23 protein-coding genes are annotated in these 20,690 nt (G+C 42.1%); 13 read left to right on the top strand and 10 right to left on the bottom strand.

The features are described from left to right. The first annotated feature begins 336 nt into the window (after positions 1-336). From BO225_RS11000 to BO225_RS10975, 6 genes are all read left to right on the top strand, one after another. Positions 337-1,254 (top strand): dihydrodipicolinate synthase family protein, encoded by a 918-nt coding sequence (locus tag BO225_RS11000; RefSeq protein WP_076342264.1) that lies wholly within the window; start codon positions 337-339, stop codon positions 1,252-1,254. Between the two features lie 57 nt (positions 1,255-1,311). Then, entirely contained in the window at positions 1,312-2,865 is a 1,554-nt protein-coding gene (locus BO225_RS10995) for a sodium:solute symporter family protein (protein ID WP_076342263.1), read from the top strand. A gap of 18 nt (positions 2,866-2,883) precedes the next feature. After that, positions 2,884-3,339: a NanQ anomerase/TabA/YiaL family protein gene (locus BO225_RS10990; RefSeq protein WP_076342262.1), complete on the top strand. Its 456-nt coding sequence runs from the start codon at positions 2,884-2,886 to the stop codon at positions 3,337-3,339. A 90-nt stretch (positions 3,340-3,429) separates the two neighbouring features. After that, entirely contained in the window at positions 3,430-4,329 is a 900-nt protein-coding gene (locus BO225_RS10985) for an ROK family protein (RefSeq protein ID WP_076342261.1), read from the top strand. 64 nt (positions 4,330-4,393) lie between these two features. Further along, positions 4,394-5,236 carry a MurR/RpiR family transcriptional regulator gene (locus BO225_RS10980; protein WP_083632197.1) on the top strand — a complete coding sequence of 281 codons (843 nt, stop codon included), beginning with the start codon at positions 4,394-4,396 and terminating at the stop codon, positions 5,234-5,236. A 12-nt stretch (positions 5,237-5,248) separates the two neighbouring features. Next, complete coding sequence (locus tag BO225_RS10975) at positions 5,249-5,887, top strand: GDSL-type esterase/lipase family protein (protein WP_076342260.1); 639 nt, start codon at positions 5,249-5,251, stop codon at positions 5,885-5,887. 63 nt (positions 5,888-5,950) lie between these two features. On the opposite strand, the gene BO225_RS10970 is transcribed toward BO225_RS10975, so the two are convergent. The 3 genes from BO225_RS10970 to BO225_RS10960 form a co-directional block, all read right to left on the bottom strand. Further along, positions 5,951-7,330 (bottom strand): NAD(P)/FAD-dependent oxidoreductase, encoded by a 1,380-nt coding sequence (locus BO225_RS10970; protein ID WP_076342259.1) that lies wholly within the window; start codon positions 7,328-7,330, stop codon positions 5,951-5,953. A 72-nt stretch (positions 7,331-7,402) separates the two neighbouring features. Next, positions 7,403-8,230 (bottom strand): histidinol-phosphatase HisJ family protein, encoded by an 828-nt coding sequence (locus BO225_RS10965; RefSeq protein ID WP_076342258.1) that lies wholly within the window; start codon positions 8,228-8,230, stop codon positions 7,403-7,405. A gap of 70 nt (positions 8,231-8,300) precedes the next feature. Then, on the bottom strand, positions 8,301-9,203 hold the full coding sequence (locus BO225_RS10960) for a class I mannose-6-phosphate isomerase (RefSeq protein WP_076342257.1): 903 nt from the start codon (positions 9,201-9,203) through the stop codon (positions 8,301-8,303). A 206-nt stretch (positions 9,204-9,409) separates the two neighbouring features. Between BO225_RS10960 and tpx the strand changes: the two genes are divergently transcribed. After that, positions 9,410-9,901: a thiol peroxidase gene (gene tpx / locus BO225_RS10955; RefSeq protein ID WP_076342256.1), complete on the top strand. Its 492-nt coding sequence runs from the start codon at positions 9,410-9,412 to the stop codon at positions 9,899-9,901. 29 nt (positions 9,902-9,930) lie between these two features. On the opposite strand, the gene BO225_RS10950 is transcribed toward tpx, so the two are convergent. Further along, positions 9,931-11,247 carry a hypothetical protein gene (locus tag BO225_RS10950; RefSeq protein WP_076342255.1) on the bottom strand — a complete coding sequence of 439 codons (1,317 nt, stop codon included), beginning with the start codon at positions 11,245-11,247 and terminating at the stop codon, positions 9,931-9,933. After that, positions 11,244-11,693 carry a low molecular weight protein-tyrosine-phosphatase gene (locus BO225_RS10945; RefSeq protein ID WP_076342254.1) on the bottom strand — a complete coding sequence of 150 codons (450 nt, stop codon included), beginning with the start codon at positions 11,691-11,693 and terminating at the stop codon, positions 11,244-11,246. Before BO225_RS10945 ends, BO225_RS10950 begins: the two co-directional genes overlap by 4 nt. A gap of 156 nt (positions 11,694-11,849) precedes the next feature. On the opposite strand from BO225_RS10945, the gene BO225_RS10940 reads away from it, so the two are divergent. Further along, positions 11,850-12,161, top strand: coding sequence for a hypothetical protein (locus BO225_RS10940; protein WP_076342253.1), 312 nt, complete (start codon positions 11,850-11,852; stop codon positions 12,159-12,161). 14 nt (positions 12,162-12,175) lie between these two features. Beyond that, the gene (locus BO225_RS10935; protein ID WP_076342252.1) at positions 12,176-13,063 is read left to right on the top strand and encodes a fructose bisphosphate aldolase; all 888 of its coding nucleotides are present in this window, start codon (positions 12,176-12,178) and stop codon (positions 13,061-13,063) included. A 148-nt stretch (positions 13,064-13,211) separates the two neighbouring features. Here the strand turns inward: BO225_RS10935 and BO225_RS10930 are convergent, their stop codons facing one another. The 5 genes from BO225_RS10930 to lon all read right to left on the bottom strand — a co-directional run bounded on the left by BO225_RS10930 (position 13,212) and on the right by lon (position 17,507). Beyond that, positions 13,212-13,535 carry a thioredoxin family protein gene (locus tag BO225_RS10930; protein WP_076342251.1) on the bottom strand — a complete coding sequence of 108 codons (324 nt, stop codon included), beginning with the start codon at positions 13,533-13,535 and terminating at the stop codon, positions 13,212-13,214. A gap of 33 nt (positions 13,536-13,568) precedes the next feature. After that, positions 13,569-14,066: a YfcE family phosphodiesterase gene (locus tag BO225_RS10925; RefSeq protein ID WP_076342250.1), complete on the bottom strand. Its 498-nt coding sequence runs from the start codon at positions 14,064-14,066 to the stop codon at positions 13,569-13,571. Beyond that, entirely contained in the window at positions 14,063-14,740 is a 678-nt protein-coding gene (locus BO225_RS10920) for a DUF2812 domain-containing protein (protein WP_076342249.1), read from the bottom strand. Before BO225_RS10920 ends, BO225_RS10925 begins: the two co-directional genes overlap by 4 nt. Continuing rightward, complete coding sequence (locus tag BO225_RS10915; protein ID WP_076342248.1) at positions 14,727-15,059, bottom strand: PadR family transcriptional regulator; 333 nt, start codon at positions 15,057-15,059, stop codon at positions 14,727-14,729. The genes BO225_RS10920 and BO225_RS10915 overlap by 14 nt, the downstream gene beginning before the upstream one ends. Before the next feature lie 102 nt (positions 15,060-15,161). Then, positions 15,162-17,507 carry an endopeptidase La gene (gene lon, locus BO225_RS10910; protein WP_143356832.1) on the bottom strand — a complete coding sequence of 782 codons (2,346 nt, stop codon included), beginning with the start codon at positions 17,505-17,507 and terminating at the stop codon, positions 15,162-15,164. 179 nt (positions 17,508-17,686) lie between these two features. Here lon and BO225_RS10905 point away from each other — a divergent pair, with 179 nt between their 5' ends. The 4 genes from BO225_RS10905 (at position 17,687) to BO225_RS10890 (ending at position 20,671) form a co-directional block, all read left to right on the top strand. After that, positions 17,687-18,043, top strand: coding sequence for a winged helix-turn-helix transcriptional regulator (locus BO225_RS10905; protein ID WP_076342246.1), 357 nt, complete (start codon positions 17,687-17,689; stop codon positions 18,041-18,043). 73 nt (positions 18,044-18,116) lie between these two features. Continuing rightward, positions 18,117-19,022, top strand: coding sequence for a DUF362 domain-containing protein (locus BO225_RS10900; protein ID WP_198936137.1), 906 nt, complete (start codon positions 18,117-18,119; stop codon positions 19,020-19,022). Positions 19,023-19,138: 116 nt separating this feature from the next. After that, positions 19,139-19,936 (top strand): 7alpha-hydroxysteroid dehydrogenase, encoded by a 798-nt coding sequence (hdhA, locus tag BO225_RS10895; protein WP_076342244.1) that lies wholly within the window; start codon positions 19,139-19,141, stop codon positions 19,934-19,936. Between the two features lie 339 nt (positions 19,937-20,275). Further along, positions 20,276-20,671: a hypothetical protein gene (locus BO225_RS10890; RefSeq protein WP_076342243.1), complete on the top strand. Its 396-nt coding sequence runs from the start codon at positions 20,276-20,278 to the stop codon at positions 20,669-20,671. Positions 20,672-20,690 lie beyond the last annotated feature (19 nt).

Raw genomic sequence — 20,690 nt, 5'->3', positions numbered from 1 at the left:
CGCTGTAGAGAAGAACAAAGGAATCCATGTCAACTCAGTCAAAGACATCTAAGCCATCGGAAATGAAGTTGATTTTTCAATCACTAGTCACATCAAAGAGACTTATGAATTTTGGATTCGGATCCTTTAACAACAGATCGATGACTGACTGTTCTACGATCAAAGAGGCTTTGTATGAAACGTACCTAGCATTGCTGAAGGCAATATGGCTACCCCATAAAAATTTGTCGAGTCATTTCTCGAGAACACTCTTTTATCGCGGGTGGAAACATCATCATTCGACCACAGCTGATCACAAAACATTTCGGCTAAAAATAGAAAATAAGGAGAAATAGTATGAGAGATTTAAGTAAATACCAAGGTGTTATTCCTGCGTTTTATGCTTGTTTTGATGAAAATGGTGAAATCAGTCCTAAAGCCGTGCAAGATTTGACTCGTTATTTCATTAACAAAGGAGTCAAAGGTGTCTATGTTAACGGTTCAAGTGGAGAGTGTATCTACTTGACGCCTGAACAAAGAAAAATCGTACTTGAAAACGTCATGGCCGCCAACGATGGTTCCTTAACCGTCATCGCCCATGTGGCTTGCAACTCCACTCAAGAAAGCCAAGAGCTTGCTAAGCATGCCGAATCTTTAGGTGTTGATGCGATCGCATCCATTCCTCCGATCTACTTCAAACTGCCAGACCACAGCATCGCTAAATATTGGAACGATATTTCAGATGCTGCCCCAAATACAGATTTTGTGATTTACAACATCCCACAATTAGCTGGTGTGGCTTTGACCCCTTCGCTCTATGCCGAAATGAGAAAGAATCCTCGTGTGATTGGCGTAAAAAACTCTTCAATGCCTGTACAGGACATTCAAATGTTTGTCAATGATGGCGGAGAAGATTACATCGTATTCAATGGACCAGATGAGCAATTCATTTCTGGGCGGCTTATGGGAGCCAAAGGCGGCATTGGCGGCACATACGGAGTTATGCCTGAATTGTTCCTAAAAATGAATGAAGCCCTTGAAGCCCGTGACTGGGATCTAGCGAAAGCCATTCAATACGATGTCAACAATATCATTTATAAAATGTGTTCAGCCCACGGTAATATGTATGCGGTGATCAAAGCCATCTTAAAAGAAAACGAAGGACTTGATCTAGGCAGCGTGGCAGCTCCTTTAGCTCCACTCAACGAAGACGATGAAAAAATCGTTCATGAAGCGGCAAAAATGATTCGCGACGCGAAAGCAAAATATCTCTAAGATCAGCCAATCTGAGAATTTAACACCAAAAAAATTATAAAAGGAGAACATACAACTATGCAGGGTTTTACATTTATTGATCTGATCATTCTGATTGTTTATTTGGCCGCTGTATTGATAGCGGGTTTGTTCTTTGCCAAAAAGGATATGAAAGGCAAAGAATATTTCAAAGGCGATGGAACGATTCCTTGGTGGGTAACTTCTGTTTCGATTTTTGCGACACTGCTCTCCCCAATCTCATTTCTCTCGCTTGCCGGTAATTCATTTGCTGGTACTTGGATCATGTGGTTTGCGCAGCTAGGCATGTTGATTGCCATACCCCTTGCGATCCGTTTCTTCTTGCCTGTGTATGCAAAATTAGACATCGATACCGCCTACCACTATTTAGAGCTTCGCTTTGGCTCAAAAGCGCTAAGGATCTTAGGCGCGCTAATGTTCATCGTATACCAAATCGGACGGATGTCGATCATTATGTATTTACCTTGTATGGTTCTCGCTTCTTTGATGAACATCAATGTAAATATACTCATTATCCTCATGGGAGTGATCGCAATCATCTACTCCTATACTGGCGGTTTAAAATCCGTCTTGTGGACAGACTTCATTCAAGGATCTGTCTTGATTGTCGGCATTATCTTTGCCTTGATCTATCTCATGAGCAATATTGATGGCGGAATTGGCGCTGTATTCAATTCCTTCTGGACCGAGCATAAATTCCTTGCTCCAGACCAACCAATTTTCGACGCCAATCTGCTTCGTGATTCTGTATTCTTGATGATTTTTGGAGCCGGTCTTAATACGCTTGGTTCTTATGTATCAAGTCAAGATATCGTACAACGCTTTACAACCACGACTGATACGAAAAAGCTCAACAAAATGATGCGTGGAAATGGTATCCTTTCGATTGGATTAGCTACGGCTTTCTACTTGATTGGAACTGGATTATATGTTTTCTATCAACAAAATCCTCTACCTCCAGCAGCCGCGCAAGACCAGATTTTCGCTTCTTATATCGCCTTTGAACTCCCCGTTGGGATCACCGGATTATTGCTTGCTGCCATTTATGCAGCCGCTCAATCTACACTTTCAACAGGTTTGAATTCCGTAGCTTCTTCATGGGCGCTGGATATCCAATCCCGCTTATCGAAAAAGGAGCTTAGCTTTGAAAAACAAACCAAAATCGGACAATATGTATCTTTATTTGTCGGTATCTTCTCTATTGTCGTCGCGATCGTGCTTGCTGGAGGAGGCGTTACTTCCGCTTACGAATGGTTCAACGGCTTTATGGGGCTAGTTCTTGGTATTCTTGTTGGGATCTTTATTCTTGGCGTCTTCTTCCGTTCCGCCAATGCGGCAGGTGCCTTTGCCGGATTTGCAGCCTCAACGATCGTAATGATCATCGTCAAGTATGTCATGACAGACGTATCGATCTGGTCTTATTCTTTGATTTCGATCCTCGTCTGCTTAGCGGTCGGACTGCTTGTAAGCTGGATCTACAACAAAACAACTGGCAAAGCTTATCCTGCTCCACGATTTACGGTCTATCATGATTTCAAGAAAGGTTTGATCAGCGAAGAACAAAAAGAAAGATCCCGAGCGCGATCTGTCTAATGAAACGAGGAAAACACAATGATTCATGGAAAAACTTCACGTCCCGATTCTTACGGAACGCTCGAGACTAGTGTGCAAGAAGTTCTCGACTATCTTGAAAACAACGATTTGGCTGCTCTTGAAAATGGTAGCCATGTAATCGATGGCAATCGATTGTTCGTCAACATCGTAAGCTATCCAACGACAAGTCCGGAAAACCGTTTTTGGGAAGCACATAAAGACTATCTTGATGTTCATGTCCCAATTGAAGGAACAGAACAGATCGATCTCAACTTTCTAGAAGATCTTGAAGTAGGCGAATATAAAAAAGAAGAGGATTTTCAGGCCGCCTTTGGTCCGGCGCGAATGCACGCTATTTTAAGGCCTGGTGATTTCCTCGTCTGCTATCCGCAAGATGCACACCGTACAGCGATAGCTGTCGATGGAAAGCCAGAACAAATTCGAAAAGCTATTTTCAAAGTGCGCATCGGCTAAATTTTCAGGCGTTTGAATTCCATTCAGGCGCCTATTTTCATTCTCTTTGAACCCAACGAAACCCGAACACAGAAAGGAAGATGATATACTATGAAAAGAAACAGATTCATCTGTATTGATATTGGAGGTACAGCCATTAAATATGGAGTTCTTGACAGTAATGGAGAAATCGTTCTCATTCGTGAAACACCCACCTATGCGATTGAAGGCGGTCCTGCTCTAGCAAAAAGAATATATGGCTTATGCGAAGAGCTGCTAGAAGAAGTTTCCGATATTCAAGGAATCGCCATCTCTTCGGCAGGAGTCGTAGATACAAATCGCGCTTGTATCATTCATGCTTCCGATGCGATCCCGAATTATGCAGGAACAAGCTTTAAAGATACGCTTGCCCCATTTGGATTGCCTGTAGAAGCAGAAAACGATGTCAATTGCGCAGGTCTTGGCGAATACGTTTCTGGCAGCGCCAAGAATGCTCGTCTTGCGCTTATCTTAACAATTGGAACAGGCATTGGCGGTTGTTTCATTGAAAATGGAAGATTGCTTCATGGCAATTCGTATTCAGCTTGCGAAGTCGGTTATCTTCCATTTGAAGAGGAAACATTCCAAAATCTCGCTTCAACAAGCGCTTTATGTCGTTTTGTCGCAGAACGAAAAGGAGACCAGCTAGATCGATGGAATGGTCGAAGGATCTTTAAAGAATCCGCGAAAGGCGATCCGATATGTCAAGAAGAAATCGAACGGCTAGGCAAGCGATTAGGGAAAGGAATCGCGATGCTTTGTTATATTCTCAATCCTCAAATCGTTGTGCTTGGCGGAGGGATCATGTCACAAGAAGAAAAGCTTCGTCCTTGGATCGAAGAAGGCTTCAAACAAGCTTCGATCCCCTTGATTGCCAATTCGACCACGATTCGCTTTGCCAGTCATCAAAATGCAGCCGGAATGAAAGGGGCTCTTGTTCATTTTCTGCAAAAACATCCTGAGCAAGCTTGAATGAAAGTTGATTTATGGTGTACAGTCGCATGAATCTGGATCCGCGCGAACGCCAGGAGGTTCTATGATGATGGAATATACTGAAAAATCGGCTCTTCCTCTGATCGAGTCGACCTATGAAGACTTGACTGCGACCGAAAAACAGGTCGCCGATTACTTTTTAGAAAAAAACGAACTCCATGATTTTTCTTTAAAACATGTTGCAGCTATTTTAAACGTATCCGAAGCCACTCTAGTGCGCTTTTCAAAAAAAATTGGTTTTAAAGGCTATCGGGAATTCATTTATCAATACGAAAAAAGCCTTGCTGCTTCCAAACCGAATGAAAATGTCACTGAGTCCTCCTTGCAAGTGCTCAACGCCTATCAAGATCTTCTTACCAAAACATATAGTTTGATTCGAGAAGAACAAATTGGAGCCTGCGCAAAGATGATCTCGCAAGCTAATCGTGTCTATGTGATGGGAATAGGTTCTTCGGGCTATGCAGCTCGAGAAATGGCTTACCGCTTTATGCGGGTCGGGCTTGATATTGAGGCCTTTGACGATATTGATATGATCCGTATGATTTCTGTCTTTCGAAAGGAAAGCGATCTCGTAATAGTTCTCTCTCTTTCAGGAAGCCGGCAAGAGCTTTTAGAGTCTCTTCGAGTTTCTCACGAACGAGGAGCAAAAACGATGATGATCACTTCGAGCCGTTATGAATATTTAAACGATTTTGTGGATGAAGTCATTGTGGTTCCTTCCCTACTTCATCTCAATCATGGCAATTTGATATCGCCTCAATTTCCGCTTCTTGTCATGATCGATATTCTTTATGCGGCTTGCATGCGCTATAATCGAGACGAAAAGCGCAAATTTCATGAGAAGACGGTCGAAGTGATCGACCGTTCCGGGCAAATGGTAGAATAGGAGTGGAAAACAATGATACAAAAAAAACGAATTCTCTGCTATGGAGACTCTAATACATGGGGATTTTCGCCGTATGATGGACATAGACAAGCAAGACGCTGGACTCGGCTTCTAAATCTAGATCAGACAGAAATCATTGAAGAAGGCCTCAACAGCCGAACAGCGATCGGTTACGATATCTTTCAGCCTCATAAATGCGGCTATCCTGATTTTATCCGGGCCCTTCAAACCCATTCGCCTTTAGATCTTGTGATCGTTATGCTTGGAACGAATGATCTAAAAACATGCTATCACTATCCTGCTGTACAAATCGCCAATGGCCTCCGCGCTTTTGTGCGTGAATTTCTGAACCCTACCTTATGGGAATCGAGTTCTATGCCGCAGCTGATGATCGTAGCCCCGATCCTTTTGGGAGAACAGATTCCTGTATTGGGCGGAGTGGCAGCTGGATTCAACGAGTATTCATTCGAACAATCCAAGCTACTTTCCAGCGAGATCCAAAATGCGATCGCTCCATATCCAGTTCATTTCTTCGATGCTTCTACGATCGCTTTCGCAAGCGAAGCGGACGGTTTGCATATGGATGAAGAGAATCATCAAAAGCTCGCTTTTGCCTTACGAAAAGCGATCCTAGATATCCTTCCAGAATAAAAGAGTCCAAAGAGAAACAATATTTCTCTTTTTGGACTCTTTTTATTGAATATGCTTTTTGATCTAATTTTTATCCGATTCTACGATTTTCCTTGCCGCATACACGCCCGAGGCGCTTGCGTGCGAAAGAGAATGCGTCACGCCGGAACAATCCCCGATCACATACAAGCCAGGCACGATAGTTTCTAGATTTTCATCCACATCGACTTTCATATTATAAAATTTGACTTCCACTCCATACAACAGCGTATCGTCGCTCGCGGTTCCTGGACATACGCGATCGAGCGCCTCGATCATTTCAATGATATCGTCCAATTGCCGTTTTGGGATCACGAGCGATAGATCGCCTGGCGTCGCTTCCATAGTTGGAGTGATAAATCCTTTCGCGATCCGATCTGGAGTGGAGCGTTGTCCGCGGATCAAATCTCCAAAACGTTGAACGATGACACCACCACCCAACATATTCGATAGACGCGCGATCGACTCTCCATATTGATTCGATTGATGAAACGGTTCGGTAAAATGGTTCGAGACCAAAAGCGCAAAGTTCGTATTCTCTGTATAGAGGGCAGGATCTTCGTAGCTATGCCCATTGACCGTAATGATGCCATTGGTATTTTCGGAGACGACAACCCCATGCGGATTCATACAGAATGTCCGTACTTTATCTTGATAACGTTTGGTCCGATAGACGATTTTCGATTCATACAACGCATCCGTCATATCGGAAAAAACATCGTATGGGACCTCTACGCGGACGCCAATATCGATTCGTGAAGATTCAGTAGGAATCGAGAGCGATCTACAGATCGTTTCCATCCATTTCGATCCAGACCGTCCTGTGGATATGATCACTTGCTTCGCAAAGTATTCCCCTTTCGAGCTTGTGATAAGAAAGCCTTCCGCTTCTTTTTGGATCGATTCTACATACGTATGAAATTGGAAGTCGACATGCTCGTGTAAGTTTTGATACAAGTTTTCCAGCACGATATAGTTGATGTCTGTCCCTAAATGCCGGACTTTGGCTTTGAGAAGATGAAGATCGTTCTGCAAGCAGAGCTTTGCGATTTCAGGATGCTCATTGGCGAACATCCGGCTTTCGCTCCCTCCATTTTCCATATTGATCGAATCGACATATTCCATCAGTTCAATAGCTTCTTTGGCTCCGACATATTCATACAGATCCCCGCCAAATTCATTGGTGATATTGTATTTTCCATCAGAAAACGCGCCAGCTCCCCCAAATCCGTTCATGATCGAGCAAGATGGACAGTTGATACAAGACTTGATCTTTACTCCATCGATCGGGCACTTTCTATGTTCGAGAGCGCTTCCCTTTTCTAAAACGACAACAGAACGTTCCGGAGCTAGTTTATTGAGTTCATAGGCGGCGAATATTCCTCCAGGTCCGGCACCTATGATTGCGATATCATATTGTTTCATAGATTCATTTCCCCCTTGATTGACAAACCTGAACTATATTACGCACTTTATTGTGGATTGTCAATAAGAATTTTATACGTTCCAATCTTCGATCTTTATAGGATAAAATCCATCGTTAGAAAGAGCATAAATTTCTTGAAAGCCGCTCATTTTGGCTAACGATAAACAATCTTCATATCCGCGATCAAGGTCAAAACGATTGTGACAGTCCGTGTTGATGCAAATTTTTCCGCCCTTCTCTTGAATATATTTGAGCAGTTGTAAATGAGGATACGGCTTTGTTCGATAGCCTCTTGCGATCGCTCCTGTGTTCATTTCGATGATCTTATCGTTTAGGATAGCAGTATCGATCGCGTCTTTGGCAAGCTCAAGATAGGCTGGATCTTCAAAATCGAAATAGGCGTTGTTTTCATTGTATTTGCTGATGAGATCAATGTGTCCGATCACATCGACCTCATCTCGTGAAGCGACTTCTTTTACAGCTTCATAATAATCGGCAGCCATTGCGAGCATATCATCGGCATACCAATCGTGTAAGATTTGTTCGAAGCGAGCTCTTGAATAATCGATTGGCGCGACTTCACCATTTTTTTCTAAAAAATGAACGCTGCCAATAATATATTCATACTCGTCATGCGAAAAGCGCTTTCCGATCGAGTCTTCTTCAATACCTAAATATAAAGTGATTCGATCACCATATTTTTCTTGAGCTGAAAATATATCGTTACGATATTTGCTTTCTCTTTCATCATCCATCGAACATGGATCGAAAAGAATGTTGTTGCCATGTCCCGAAAATCCTAATCCATCAAAGTTTCGATTGATCGCTTCCAGGACCATTTCTTCTACGGAATCCTTTCCATCACAATATAGGGTGTGAGTGTGCAGATTTTGTTTCATTAAAGTTCTTTCCTTTCTCTCATTCCTAGTATACGCTAAAAAAAAAGAGCTTGTTTGACAAGCTCAAAAACTACGCATCCAATTCAGAAAGGAAGGTGTATAAATAGGTTCCTTTTCCTTGGATCTCGATGTTTTTAGTTCCAGCGTCAATAAAGAACGTATCGCCTTTGCTTGCTGGAATTTCGCCTCCATCGCTGTTGATGACAGCCTCACCTTCGATCATGACGATCGAACCGAATGAATCCTCATCTTGGTCGATTTTAACTGTGCCGTTCAATTCTGTCTTGAATGTGGTGAAGACATCGGAATTGGCGAGCATGACTGTTTTTGCGTTTCCGTCTTCGATCACTTCTTGCTGCGCTTCTTTTTCTACATCCGCTACATCCATCGTGATGGCGTCGAGCACTTGCTCGAAGCTAAATTCCTTCAATGGGGAATCTTGTTGGATACTGATATACTGAATATCGTCTCCGATCGCAAATACAGTGCCTGGTTCAATCAAAAACGCGTCTCCTGCCTTGACGGCAAAGGAACGAATCAAATCTTGGAGCGTTCCGTTTTGGATCTTTTCCACCATCTGCTCCCGTTCGATCTTTTCGTTCAATCCACAATAGAAAACCGCATCCTCTTTTGCGCTCAAGACGTAGATCAAGTTTACTTTTTCTGGATCGGGATTTACTTGGATCGCGCTTACATTTTGATTGTCGACCATTTTGATCGTGATTGGAAAGTAATCGAATTCTTTCGCGATGGTGCCAGCTGCTTTTCCATCTGTGTCTTTGATGTATTGACCTAACGTGATCCCTGCATCTTTTCCAGTTGTCAGCAGCGATTGATGATCACCATTTGCGCAAAGCTCCCACGTTTGAGCGATCTTATCGGTTTCGTTTTTGGCTTTTTTGCCATATTCCTTTAATTTCGTTCCGCCCCATTCAAAGCTTTCAACGTCGGGTGATAATTTGTAGATACCCATATTCTGTTACCTCGATTCCTATCCATTTGGATTCAATTCTTGAAAAGAACACGTCTTTTCAAGTTACAACTATCATAGAAGACTCTTTGCTCAATTTCATGTGTGCTGACTGTAAAAAAATAGTTTTCTTACATCGATTCTCGTGAGCGTAACAATAGGAAATTTGATCTCGTTTCTTTATAGTAAAAGGGCAGGAGGATAGGATCATGACAACATTTTTAGGAAATCCAGTAACTCTAGAAGGCACTCGCTTGAGCGCAGGCGAAGAAATGCCAAACTTTACCGTAACAACGACCGATCTTACCGATATTCAACCAATGGAGAAGCGAGGCAAAAAGATCATTCTAGCCGTGCCTAGCGTCGATACGGCTGTCTGCTCGATGGAACTTGCCAAATTCATGAACTTGATCAAAGGACAAGATGAAGTGGAAGTCATTTCCGTCAGCATGGATCTGCCTTTCGCTTTGACTAGATGGTGTCAAGCTGAAAATAATAAGCAGCTCTTGACAACAAGCGATTATAAAGATCGTGATTTCGCGAAAAAAACGGGCACCTATATGAAAGAAAACGGCTTATTGGCCCGTAGCGTTTTTGTTACGGATGAAGATGGCGTGCTTACCCACGTTCAATATGTGGATGAAGTAAGCGAAGAGCCCGATTATGATGCAGCGCTCATCGCTGCTGGATTAAAAAAATAATCAAAAAAAAGAGGTCTCGCCTCTTTTTTTTATATTGTCTGGATCGAATTTTTTCCTTGAAGCGGATACAGTGTCGAAGGTTCGTTGGCCGAGTGCCAAGTTTTATGGATCACATTGCTCGCCGGATCTTGAAACGCTTCTTCAAAATATTCCCAAAACTCGCCAGGCGTTACGATTCCATGACTTTTATGAATAGCAGGATCGATCGAATGAAGGATCCGCGTAGCGAATAGCGAACAATTTGTGCCTAAGATCCAATAGGTTTTCCATTCTCCTCCATAAAACTTTCGATAATGACAATGGGTCCGATACCACAAGCGATTGGAATAATCCTCTAAATAGGGTTCGACTTTCAGCGATGGATCTTTTTTTAAGTCGACTTCTAAAGGACAATCCCAAGGATAGCTCGAAGCGAAGACGTGTTGGAGGATCTTGCAAAGCTTTTCTTCTTGTTCTGGACTTAGATGAAGACCATACTCGAACAAGGTGCTTTCTTCATAAATGCAACAATTGTTGATGTATTCATCCGCATTGACCGAAAAGAATATGCCGGGGCCAAGAGTCCGAAACAGCTTTTCTTCGGCTTTATCATAATTCCCGTACGAATACATCGTTCCATTATGAGCCAGAGTCATATGTCCAAAGCGATGATCCCCGCTCAAGCCCGTGTGAATAAAAACACGCAAATTGACTTTTTGATCGTTTTTGATCTCGTTAAAATCGATCGGGTGTTTATTGGCTTTAAAGCTGAGCATTTTTTCTAATACGATCGAAGGCAAGATCGAAACGATCGCGACAGGCAATGCCGACCAGAATCGAAAAGAATAAAAACGCGACGTTTGCGGTTTCGAGAAAAAGAACAGTTCCAAGATCATTTGACAGCCCTGCATGACTAAATAGAAACCAACAAAATATTGGATCAAATCGAGATCTTGTGAACGCTGTAAATAGGAGGCGATCGCCAATCCCATATAAATAAGCGTCCACAAGAGATCATACCAAAGGGTCTTGGAGCGATCGTTAAAATCAAGGATCGCTTGAACGCCAAAGCCGATCGCGTTGATTCCCATATAGATACTGAAGATCAAGATGACAAGTTCGTACCCGATCGAATGATGGAGCCACAAAAACAAAGAAAATAAACTGATCAAGATCGCTTCAAAGAGCGTGATCCCCCGCTTCTTGACGAAGACTTGATACCATAAAACAAGCGAAGAGATCGTCGTGATCGCGGCGCATACATAAAATAAGATATTGGCATTGAAGCGAGGCGCGAGCAAGCAAGAGAATCCAGCGATAAAGAAGACGATCGCCACCAATAGCTCGATTTTTCTTAACAGTTTCATACGAAAGAATTCTCAAGTCTTTCTAGCCAAATCTCGCATCCCTGTCTGATTTGCTCATAACTCTTTTCAAAATCGCCTGTATACCATGGATCGGCGATGCTTTCGTTGTCTAGAAGCAAATGGATCTTGTGCTCGGGATTTTGAGGAAGGATCCGTTTGATATTTCGCTGGTTGTTAGGATCCATTACTAAAATCAAGTCGAATAAAGCATAATCTTTCTTTTTCACTTGGCGGGCAGGATGGTATTCAAAAGGAATGTGATGCTTTTTTAATACCGCTTTTGCGGGAGGATACAGATCGTTTCCGATCTCTTCTTGGCTCGTGGCGGCAGAATCGATATAATATTGGTCGCTCAAGCCTTCTTTTTTAACGAGATCTTTCATGATGAATTCAGCCATAGGAGAACGACAAATGTTCCCATGACAAACAAAAAGGATCTTTTTCATAACATAACCTCATTTCATTTCTATTATTGTACATGAAAAGACCTATAATTCAGAACAGAATACTTAAAGGAAGACGTTTCGCAACGGTTGAATAAGTATCTAACTTGCCTTAAGGTTTCAAAACAACGAAAATAGAATGAGAACGAGGTGATTAGAATGAGTACTTTTTTCCAACGTGTTGGTCAAGATCTAGAAAAGGCCAAAAAATCTTTTGATTCGTATTTATCCAATATCGATGGAGACACCCAAGCAAAACAACTAAAGGAAGAACAAGAAAAAGCGGTTGCCAAGATTTCAGAACAATTGATGGCAAACTTATCCAAAGATGGATTGAGTCAAGAGCAGCTTTCAGCCTTTCAAAAAGAGCTCGATCAAGCTCTCAACGCCTTAAAAGAACAATGTTTTGAAAGCGGATTTTCAGAAGGCTATTACCAAGGCGCGTTGACTGGATCTTCCGAATTCGAATAATAGGAGGTTAAACAATGAACCAAAAACAACTTGAACAAATGAAATCAAAGAAAGGATTTATTGCGGCTCTCGACCAAAGCGGAGGAAGCTCGCCAAAAGCCCTGAAGGCGTATGGGATCGATCAAGATCAATATAATAACGATGAAGAAATGTTTGATCTGATGCATCAAATGCGTACCCGCATGATCAAATCCCCTTCCTTTAGCGGCGACGAGATCTTAGGGGCTATCTTATTTCAAAATACGATGGATCGCAAAATCGATGGAAAATATACTCCTGATTTCTTATGGGAAGAAAAAGGAATCATTCCATTTTTGAAAGTGGACAAAGGTCTTGAACCCGAAAAAGAGGGCGTTCAGCTAATGAAGCCGATCACAGATTTGACCCAAACGCTCGAACAAGCTCAAAAGCGCAATATTTTTGGAACAAAGATGCGTTCTGTCATTCACGCTGCCAATCCAGAAGGGATCAAGAAAATCGTCGATCAACAATTTGAATATGGTCGTCAAATCGCCGATGCCGGTTTCGTTCCGATTTTAGAGCCTGAAGTGGATATCACGATCCCAGACAAAAAAGAAGCCGAAGCGATCTTAAAAGATGAGATCGAAAAACATTTGAAAGATTTGCCAGAAAATGAGTTGATCATGCTTAAATTATCGATCCCGACTGTTCCTGGACTTTATTCCGAAATCATGAAAGATCCGCACGTCGTTCGTGTCGTAGCGCTTTCAGGTGGTTATACAAGAGAAGAAGCGAATAAAAAGCTGGCCGAAAATCCGGGCTTGATCGCAAGCTTCTCAAGAGCGTTAGCCGAAGGACTAAACGCGAACCAAACAGAAGAAGAATTCAATAAAACGATGAAGCATTCTGTTGACGCGATCTTTGAAGCTTCGATCAAATAATATTTCTATTGCTTTACTTATATAAAAATTCTGATACGATAATAAGTGAAAGACAGGAAGATCTATATTAGAAAGGGAAGGCAGACCTTCGTTACAACACTTCCGTATCGATCTGATCTGTCTAAAAAAAAGAGCGCTTGCTCTTTTTTTATTTGCTTTCTCCTTTTTGGATAAAATCGACTAGATCTTCATACGAAATTTGGCCAACCGTATCTAAAACAGGTTTGCCATCTTTGACAAAGATGAATGTCGGCGTTCCTTGCACATTGAACGCATCGCACAATTCTTCATTTTGATCGACGTCTGCTTGCGCGATCACGACTTGTTCAAATTGCTCGGCTGCTTGTTCTACATCGGGCTGCATCGCTTGGCAATGCGGACACCAAGTCGCAAAAAATTCTACCACGACATTTGGATATTCATGGACGATCCTCTCATAATCTTGTACCCCTTGAATTTGAAGTAAACTCATTGCATTTGATCTCCTTTATTATATATTTCCATACTAAACCGAATGAGGCCCTACGACTATTCCATTGCTTCCTAGAGTTGCTTCAATGCGATTTACTTTCATCGTATCGGTATCCAAGATCATAAAACCGGTCGCTGTCTTATTTCTGGGACGGATCAAAGAACCAGGATTCAAAAATAAGATCCCTTCCCTTTTTTCTTGTAGCGGCGTATGCGAATGTCCAAATACAACGATGTCGCACGCTTCTTTTTGAGCTAGGTCGGCAAGTTGATCGATCCTCGTCTTCGCTTCAAAAAGATCACCATGCACTAGAAGGATATGATGCTTTCCTATTTCGATGATTTGCTGGCAAGGAAACTTTCTGTTCGCTTTTCGATCGACATTCCCAGCTACGACTTTCCAGCCATTCGTTGGAATGTCGTCAAGATCTCCAGCATGTAAATATAGATCCATGTCAGGATACTTTTTTTTGAGTGCGTCCATCCATACTTGACTTTTTTGATGGGAATCGGAAGCGATCAAGATCTTCATTCATTCTCCTTTTTGATCTTGATCGTCAATACAATTTCTACAACGATGCAAGCGACCAAAATAAATAGATACAAAAGATGAGGAATATAGTTTCTTAGAAGCATTGCGATGCAGGTAACAAGAACCGCCCCCATAAGAGAGTGAATGGAGCTAGGATCTGTTACTTCCTTTCCTTCCAAAGCGGCGATCTTGTTTTTCATGTTCAGGCCTGCCTTCCACAATACATAAAACAATCCCAACAACAGCGCCGAGAAAACAAAAAAATACCATTGTTTCATTTCTTGGAACGCGAACATTTCGACATAGAAGCAGATCAATTCCACTAACCCTGCCCCTAAAAACATGTTTCTGATCTTTTTATACTGCAAGATCTTGGATTCTAGATCTGTATACAATTGAAATGGACCGTATTGAGCTTTTCGTTTTGCCAAGAACCAAAAACCCCACGTACAGATCACATTGATCTTATTGTCTTTGAGAAGCTCTCGATATTCTTTGGAAAGAATGAATCCATGATCGTTGAGATCCGCTTCATACAACCATTCGCCTGGCAAACAAGGCTTGAATGAATAAAACCCACCTTTAAAATCGGTGCATTCCCATCCTTGCTCAGTCATTTCGTTGAGCCATTTCACTTCTTCATCTTTATCAAAATACAGCTTAAACTTCTTCATGCTCTTTCTCCTTCTTTTTTGCGTTGGCGACAAGTTCCTCGAGTCGATTGACTTCGGCAGAAAAAATTTCTTTTCCTAATGGTGTGATCACATACTCTTTTTTATTGCGGCTATCGTTCGTATCGGCATACAGCCGGATCCACTTTTTTTTCAGCAGTGTTTTGATGGCTCCATATAATGTGCCTGCGCCCATGATCACTCTTCCATTGGTCAGAGTTTCGACTTCTTTAATGATCCCATAGCCATGATTTGGCGTATGGAGCGCTAACAAAATATAGAAGATCGATTCAGTTAATGGTTGTTGTGGTTCATTGCCCATTGTATCACCTCTCAATATATCGTTTCTCGTAATATCTGCCCATAGTATATCGTCTAACGATATATATTGTCAATAAAAAAGTCTGCATTCACAGACTTTCGATTACATTCGTATAAAGCTTGTATCTACAAGGTGGTGTTCCATTGGTGGCAGCGCGATTTGAAGCGTTTCGCGCAGCACATCCTCGACTGTATGGACGGGAATGATTTCTAATTTTGATTTTACGGATTCTGGCACTTCTTTCAAATCAGCGCGATTATCCCAAGGAATCAAGACTTTTGTGATGCCGGCTCTTTGAGCGCCGAAGAGTTTTTCTTTCAATCCGCCAATCGGAAGCACATCGCCGCTAAGTGAAAGCTCGCCTGTCATCGCGATCTTTGAATCGACTGGTTTGTTGAGGGCAAGCGAGGCGAGCGCGGTGAACAAGGTGATTCCTGCGCTTGGTCCATCTTTTGGCGTCGCTCCTGCTGGAACGTGGATATGAATATCTCGTTGTTCGAAGCTCATCATATCGAGTGGCAGTCTTGATTTGAGGACGCTAAGAGAAATGCGGGCGGATTCTTTCATCACATCGCCTAGTTGGCCCGTAATGATCGTTTGTCCATTTCCTGGCATATCGGTGGTTTCGATAAAGAGCACTTCTCCGCCAACAGGAGTCCAGGCAAGGCCTGTCACGACACCTGCAGGATTGGCTTCTTTGACTTTTTCATGGCGGCGTTTATTGGAGCCAAGGATATCTTCGAGATCTTCCCTTTTGATCGTGATGAATTCTGTTGAATCGATGAGTTGTTCAGATCGGGCTCGCGCGATTTGGGCGATGCGTTTTTTGAGTCCGCGGCATCCCGCTTCCATCGTATATTCTTCGATGATCGATTCGATCGCATCATCTTCGATCATTAGTCTTGATTCGTCGATTCCATGCTCTTTCAAAACTTCCGGGATCAAGTGATCTTTAGCAATGTGAAATTTTTCTTCCGAAGTGTAGCTTGTGATCTCGATAACTTCCATTCGATCCAGCAAAGGAGCTGGGATCGTATCGAGCGAATTGGCCGTTCCGATAAAGAAGACGTTCGATAAATCGAATGGCAAATCTAAATAGTGATCGGTGAACGTATCGTTTTGTTCAGGGTCGAGCACTTCGAGCATAGCTGCGGCTGGATCTCCAGAAAATCCGCCTTGCATCATCTTATCCATTTCATCCAAGATCATGACTGGATCGTTTGTTCCTGCTCGTTTGATGGCTTGTAGGACGCGTCCAGCCATCGCACCTACATATGTTCTACGATGGCCACGGATCTCGGATTCGTCTCTGATACCGCCTAAAGACATTCTCGTATATTCTCTTCCGAGCGCTTTGGCGATCGATTTTCCTAACGATGTCTTTCCTGTTCCAGGAGGGCCTACAAGCAGCAAGGCAGAGCCTTTGTTTGAGTTTTTTAAGCGCATGATCGCTAGATGCTGAATGATGCGTTCTTTGACTTTGTCCATGCCATAATGACGTTCGTTCAAGACCTTTCTCGCTTCTTTAAGATCGGCGAAGTGAATTTCTTCTTCTTTCCACGGCAAAGAGAGCGCGAAGTCAAGATAATTGCGGAGCACATCTTGTTCTGTACCCGGTTGTGCGGCAGTTTCTAGCTTCTTCGCGTCCTCCAAAAGTGATTTTTTAACTTCCTCGCTCGCTTCGAGTGCCTGGATGCGCTGAACATAGCTCTCTTTCTGTTCTCCATCTTCGTTTTCTTCGTTCAATTCTTTTTGAATCGTTTCCAACTGTTTTCTAAGCGCTTGCTGGCGGTAGTATTTATTGGCTTCGTTCGAGAACTTTTCGTTCATTTGTAAGTTGAGTGCCAAGATCTCTTTTTGACGCAGCAGCAAGTCGATAAATTGCAGACTTCTTTGTTTGAGACTTGTCTGGACTAACAGTTCATTTCTTTCGTTTTGAGAGAGTGGCATGTATTGAGCCAAGAATGTGATGAGCTGATTGATGTCCGTATAACTATCTGTCCGATTAGCGATCCACTCTCCTCCGCGGAACGAAGCGCTCATTTCCCGAACGGTGTCTTTGATATAGGTGAGCATGTCGATGATCGAGCGTTCGCTCAGATCCTCTTCTTCATAAGCGATCTCGTAAGTGCATGATGGATAGCGTCCATCGAATACTTGGTTTGTCGAAATGCGATCAAGCGTGCGCGCTTTGACCATCGTTTCGTTGTGCTCGTTCTCATATACACTTACGATTTCGCAAGTGACGCCGGTCCGATAGAAATCGGAAGCTTCCCAATGATCTTTATGCGCTTCTCCCTTAACAGGAAGAGCGACGAATGTTCCATAGTTGAGTCGTTGTATATCGTGTTTGTTTAGATTTTTAAATTGTATCGTAGTGCCTGGTAATAGGAGCGTGCCTAATACAGGCAATACAGGAGCTGAAAATGTTTGATTTTCGTATTCCATAATTTCCTCTCTTTCCAGTACTCAAATTTCGTTTCTGAGTCGAGTATCATTATCACATTAAGTATGTTTTTTGTCAATACTTCTAGTTTTAATACCTAATATTTTTTTTATATTTAATCATCTTTTTGATAATTGGGCTCAATTTGTGTTAAAGTTTACTCGAATGAAAGGATGATTGGATGAAAAAGCTCATCGTTTATGCGAGCGAAGATTGTTCGATGCGCTACGCTTGTCGGGCGATCGAAGGAAAATGGAAACTTCCGACGATCTATGTTTTGAGTGTCAATGGAACGCTTCGCTATAATGAGTTGAAAAGGGCTCTTGGGATTACGAATATGATGCTTTCAAACACGCTGAAAGATATGGAGCAGGAGGGGTTGATCGTACGCCATCAATATAATGAGATCCCTCCTCGGGTAGAATATTCGCTGACAGAAATTTCTTTAAAACTTTTGCCGATCTTGAAAGAATTTTCCGAATGGGGTTCTTTGTTGATGGAGGAAGAGAAAGATCTTGCGGATCAAGAAAATACATAGTTTTTCTTGCTTGGAGTGAAGTTTAAAGCCTATTATTAAAATAGAACATACATAGCAGAAAGGATCTATGATAATGGCAAAATCAAAAGTTTATTTTACAAAAGACACTGGATCGAAAAGTTTAGTTCGTTTGTATGAAAAATTAGGCAAAGACCTAAAAGGAAACGTGGCCGTGAAGCTGCACTCAGGCGAGCGGGGCAATCAAAACTATTTGCGTCCTGAGTTTGTTAAACCGATCATCGATCATGTAAATGGCACAGTGGTCGAATGCAACACGGCGTATGGACATGACATGGGTGGTCATCGTTTCAATACCGAAAGCCATATGAAGGTCATGAAAGAGCATGGCTGGAGCGAGAATTTTGACATTGATATTTTGGATTCAGAAGGGCCTGATCTTGTTTTAGAGGTTCCGAAAGGAAACATTCTAAAAGAGAATTTTGTGGGCAAAGATTTGAGCAAATACAATAGCCTGCTTGTTCTTTCGCATTTTAAAGGGCATCCGATGGGTGGTTATGGCGGCGCTTTGAAACAGTTGTCGATCGGTTGCGCTTCTTCAGCTGGAAAATGCTGGATCCACTCGACTGGTCAGTCGACCGATATCAAGGACGCTTGGGAAAAAGAGATCGATCACGACGAGTTTTTAGAGGCGATGGCAGAAGCTGCTGAAACGGTTCATGACTATTTCAAAGACAATGTGGTGTATATCAACGCTTTGGTCAACTTGTCTGTAGATTGTGATTGTTGCCATGTGGCGGAAGATCCTTGCATGAAAGATATCGGGATCATGATTTCGACAGATCCTGTAGCGATCGATCAAGCTTGTATCGATATGGTGTATAACTCGAAAGATCCTGGCCGTGATCATTTTGTTGAACGTGTAGAATCTAGAAATGGTCGGCATACGATCGATACGGCTGCTAAGCTAGGGTATGGAAGCAAAGAATACGAATTGATCGATATTGATGAAGAGAATTAAGAAAAGGACGCGAAAGCGTCTTTTTTTGATCTATCTTGTTTTTATAAAAAGTTAAACGCTTTCATTGCGTTTCTTTAAGAAAGTCTTTAGAATGTATCGTGAAAGAAGGTATTAGTATGAGACTTGAAAATAAAGTAATCATTGTGACGGCTTCAACGCGCGGCATTGGTTTAGCGATTTCGAAAGCGTGCGCGAAAGAAGGGGCGCATGTGTATATGGCTGCACGAAGAGTGGAAGCGACACAAGAAATTGCCGATGAACTCAATGCTCAAGGAGGCCATGTTAAAGTCGTCTATTGCGACGCTTACGCTCACGCTTCTTATCATTCGATGGTTCAGACTGTCATCGAGCAAGAAGGAAAGATCGATGTTCTTGTAAACAATTTTGGAACGAGCGATCCAACAAAGGATAAAGATATCGAAGGCACAGATTTTAGTGATTTTATCGCGACGATCGACGTCAATTTAGCAAGCGTATTCATCACTTCGCAAGAAGTGATTCCCTATATGAAGAAAAACGGAGGCGGAAGCATTGTCAACATTTCTTCGATTGGTGGATTGATCCCAGATATTTCTCAGATCGCGTATGGAACGAGCAAGGCTGCGATCAATCATTTGACGAAAGATATCGCTGTTCAAGAAGCGAGAAATAATATTCGCTGCAACGCGGTATGTCCAGGAATGACCGCTACTGACGCGGTCGCCAACTCCCTATCGCCAGAATTCAGAGACTTTTTCTTGAAGCACATTCCGATCCAGCGGATGGGTCATCCAGAAGAGATTGCCGCTCTTGTGGTTTATTTTGCCAGCGATGAATCGGCCTATACGACTGGTCAGATCGTGGAGGTTTCTGGTGGTTTTGGTTTGCCTACACCAATCTTTGGCGATCTTGCAAGTGGAACTTTAAAGCGATAAAAAAAGCTCTAACGAGCTTTCATTAGACTGTGGATATTTAGAGGATATGCAGTCTTTTTCTTTTATTATCGATATTTTGAAGGATCAGACCGCAATCACATATAAAAAGCACTTCATTTCCAAGCAATGAATTCCTCTTACATGTTCTATGTGCATTTATACTTTATATAAAGCAGTTTTACATTTTTCTAGGGGAAAATATGACTGTATTTCACACTTTTCTAGGGGAAAGCTTAAAAGGAGATACCAGTATAGACATCTCCTTAAAGAATTTTTTCGCCTACATTATCGATCATGATTTTTTATTCTTTGTTGTATAATTTTAAAAAGGAGAATCCGATGAATACTTTATATAATGCTTTAATCGCGCTCGTTTTTTTGATCATATACGTATCTCTACGAAAGAAAAAAGGAAGTTGGATCTTTTTGATTTTTGCATCGTTAGCGCCTGTCGTTCAGATTATGTTTGTCAACCGATTCATCTTGAATGTACCTCTTGTTTATGGTGCACTTTGTTTATGGATTGCCGGCATGATCGTCCCGTTTTACACTTTTAAAAGGATATGGCTATCTATTTTTTATGGAGTGCTGAATCTTCTTTCTTTGCCTATCACGATCCTTGTTGGAATGCAATATGGAGAGTCCGCTATCCAATACAAGCTCATTTCTTTCCTTTTAATTCTTTGGTTAGGTCAGAATACGATCTTATTGTTGAGATTGATGAAAAACCATTGAACAAGTGTGCTCTTTCGTC

The sequence above is a fragment of the Dubosiella newyorkensis genome, assembly GCF_001945605.1.
Classification (GTDB): domain Bacteria; phylum Bacillota_I; class Bacilli_A; order Erysipelotrichales; family Erysipelotrichaceae; genus Dubosiella; species Dubosiella newyorkensis.
Note: the sequence above shows the minus strand (reverse complement) of the source record. Positions and strands in the feature narration are given on the sequence as shown.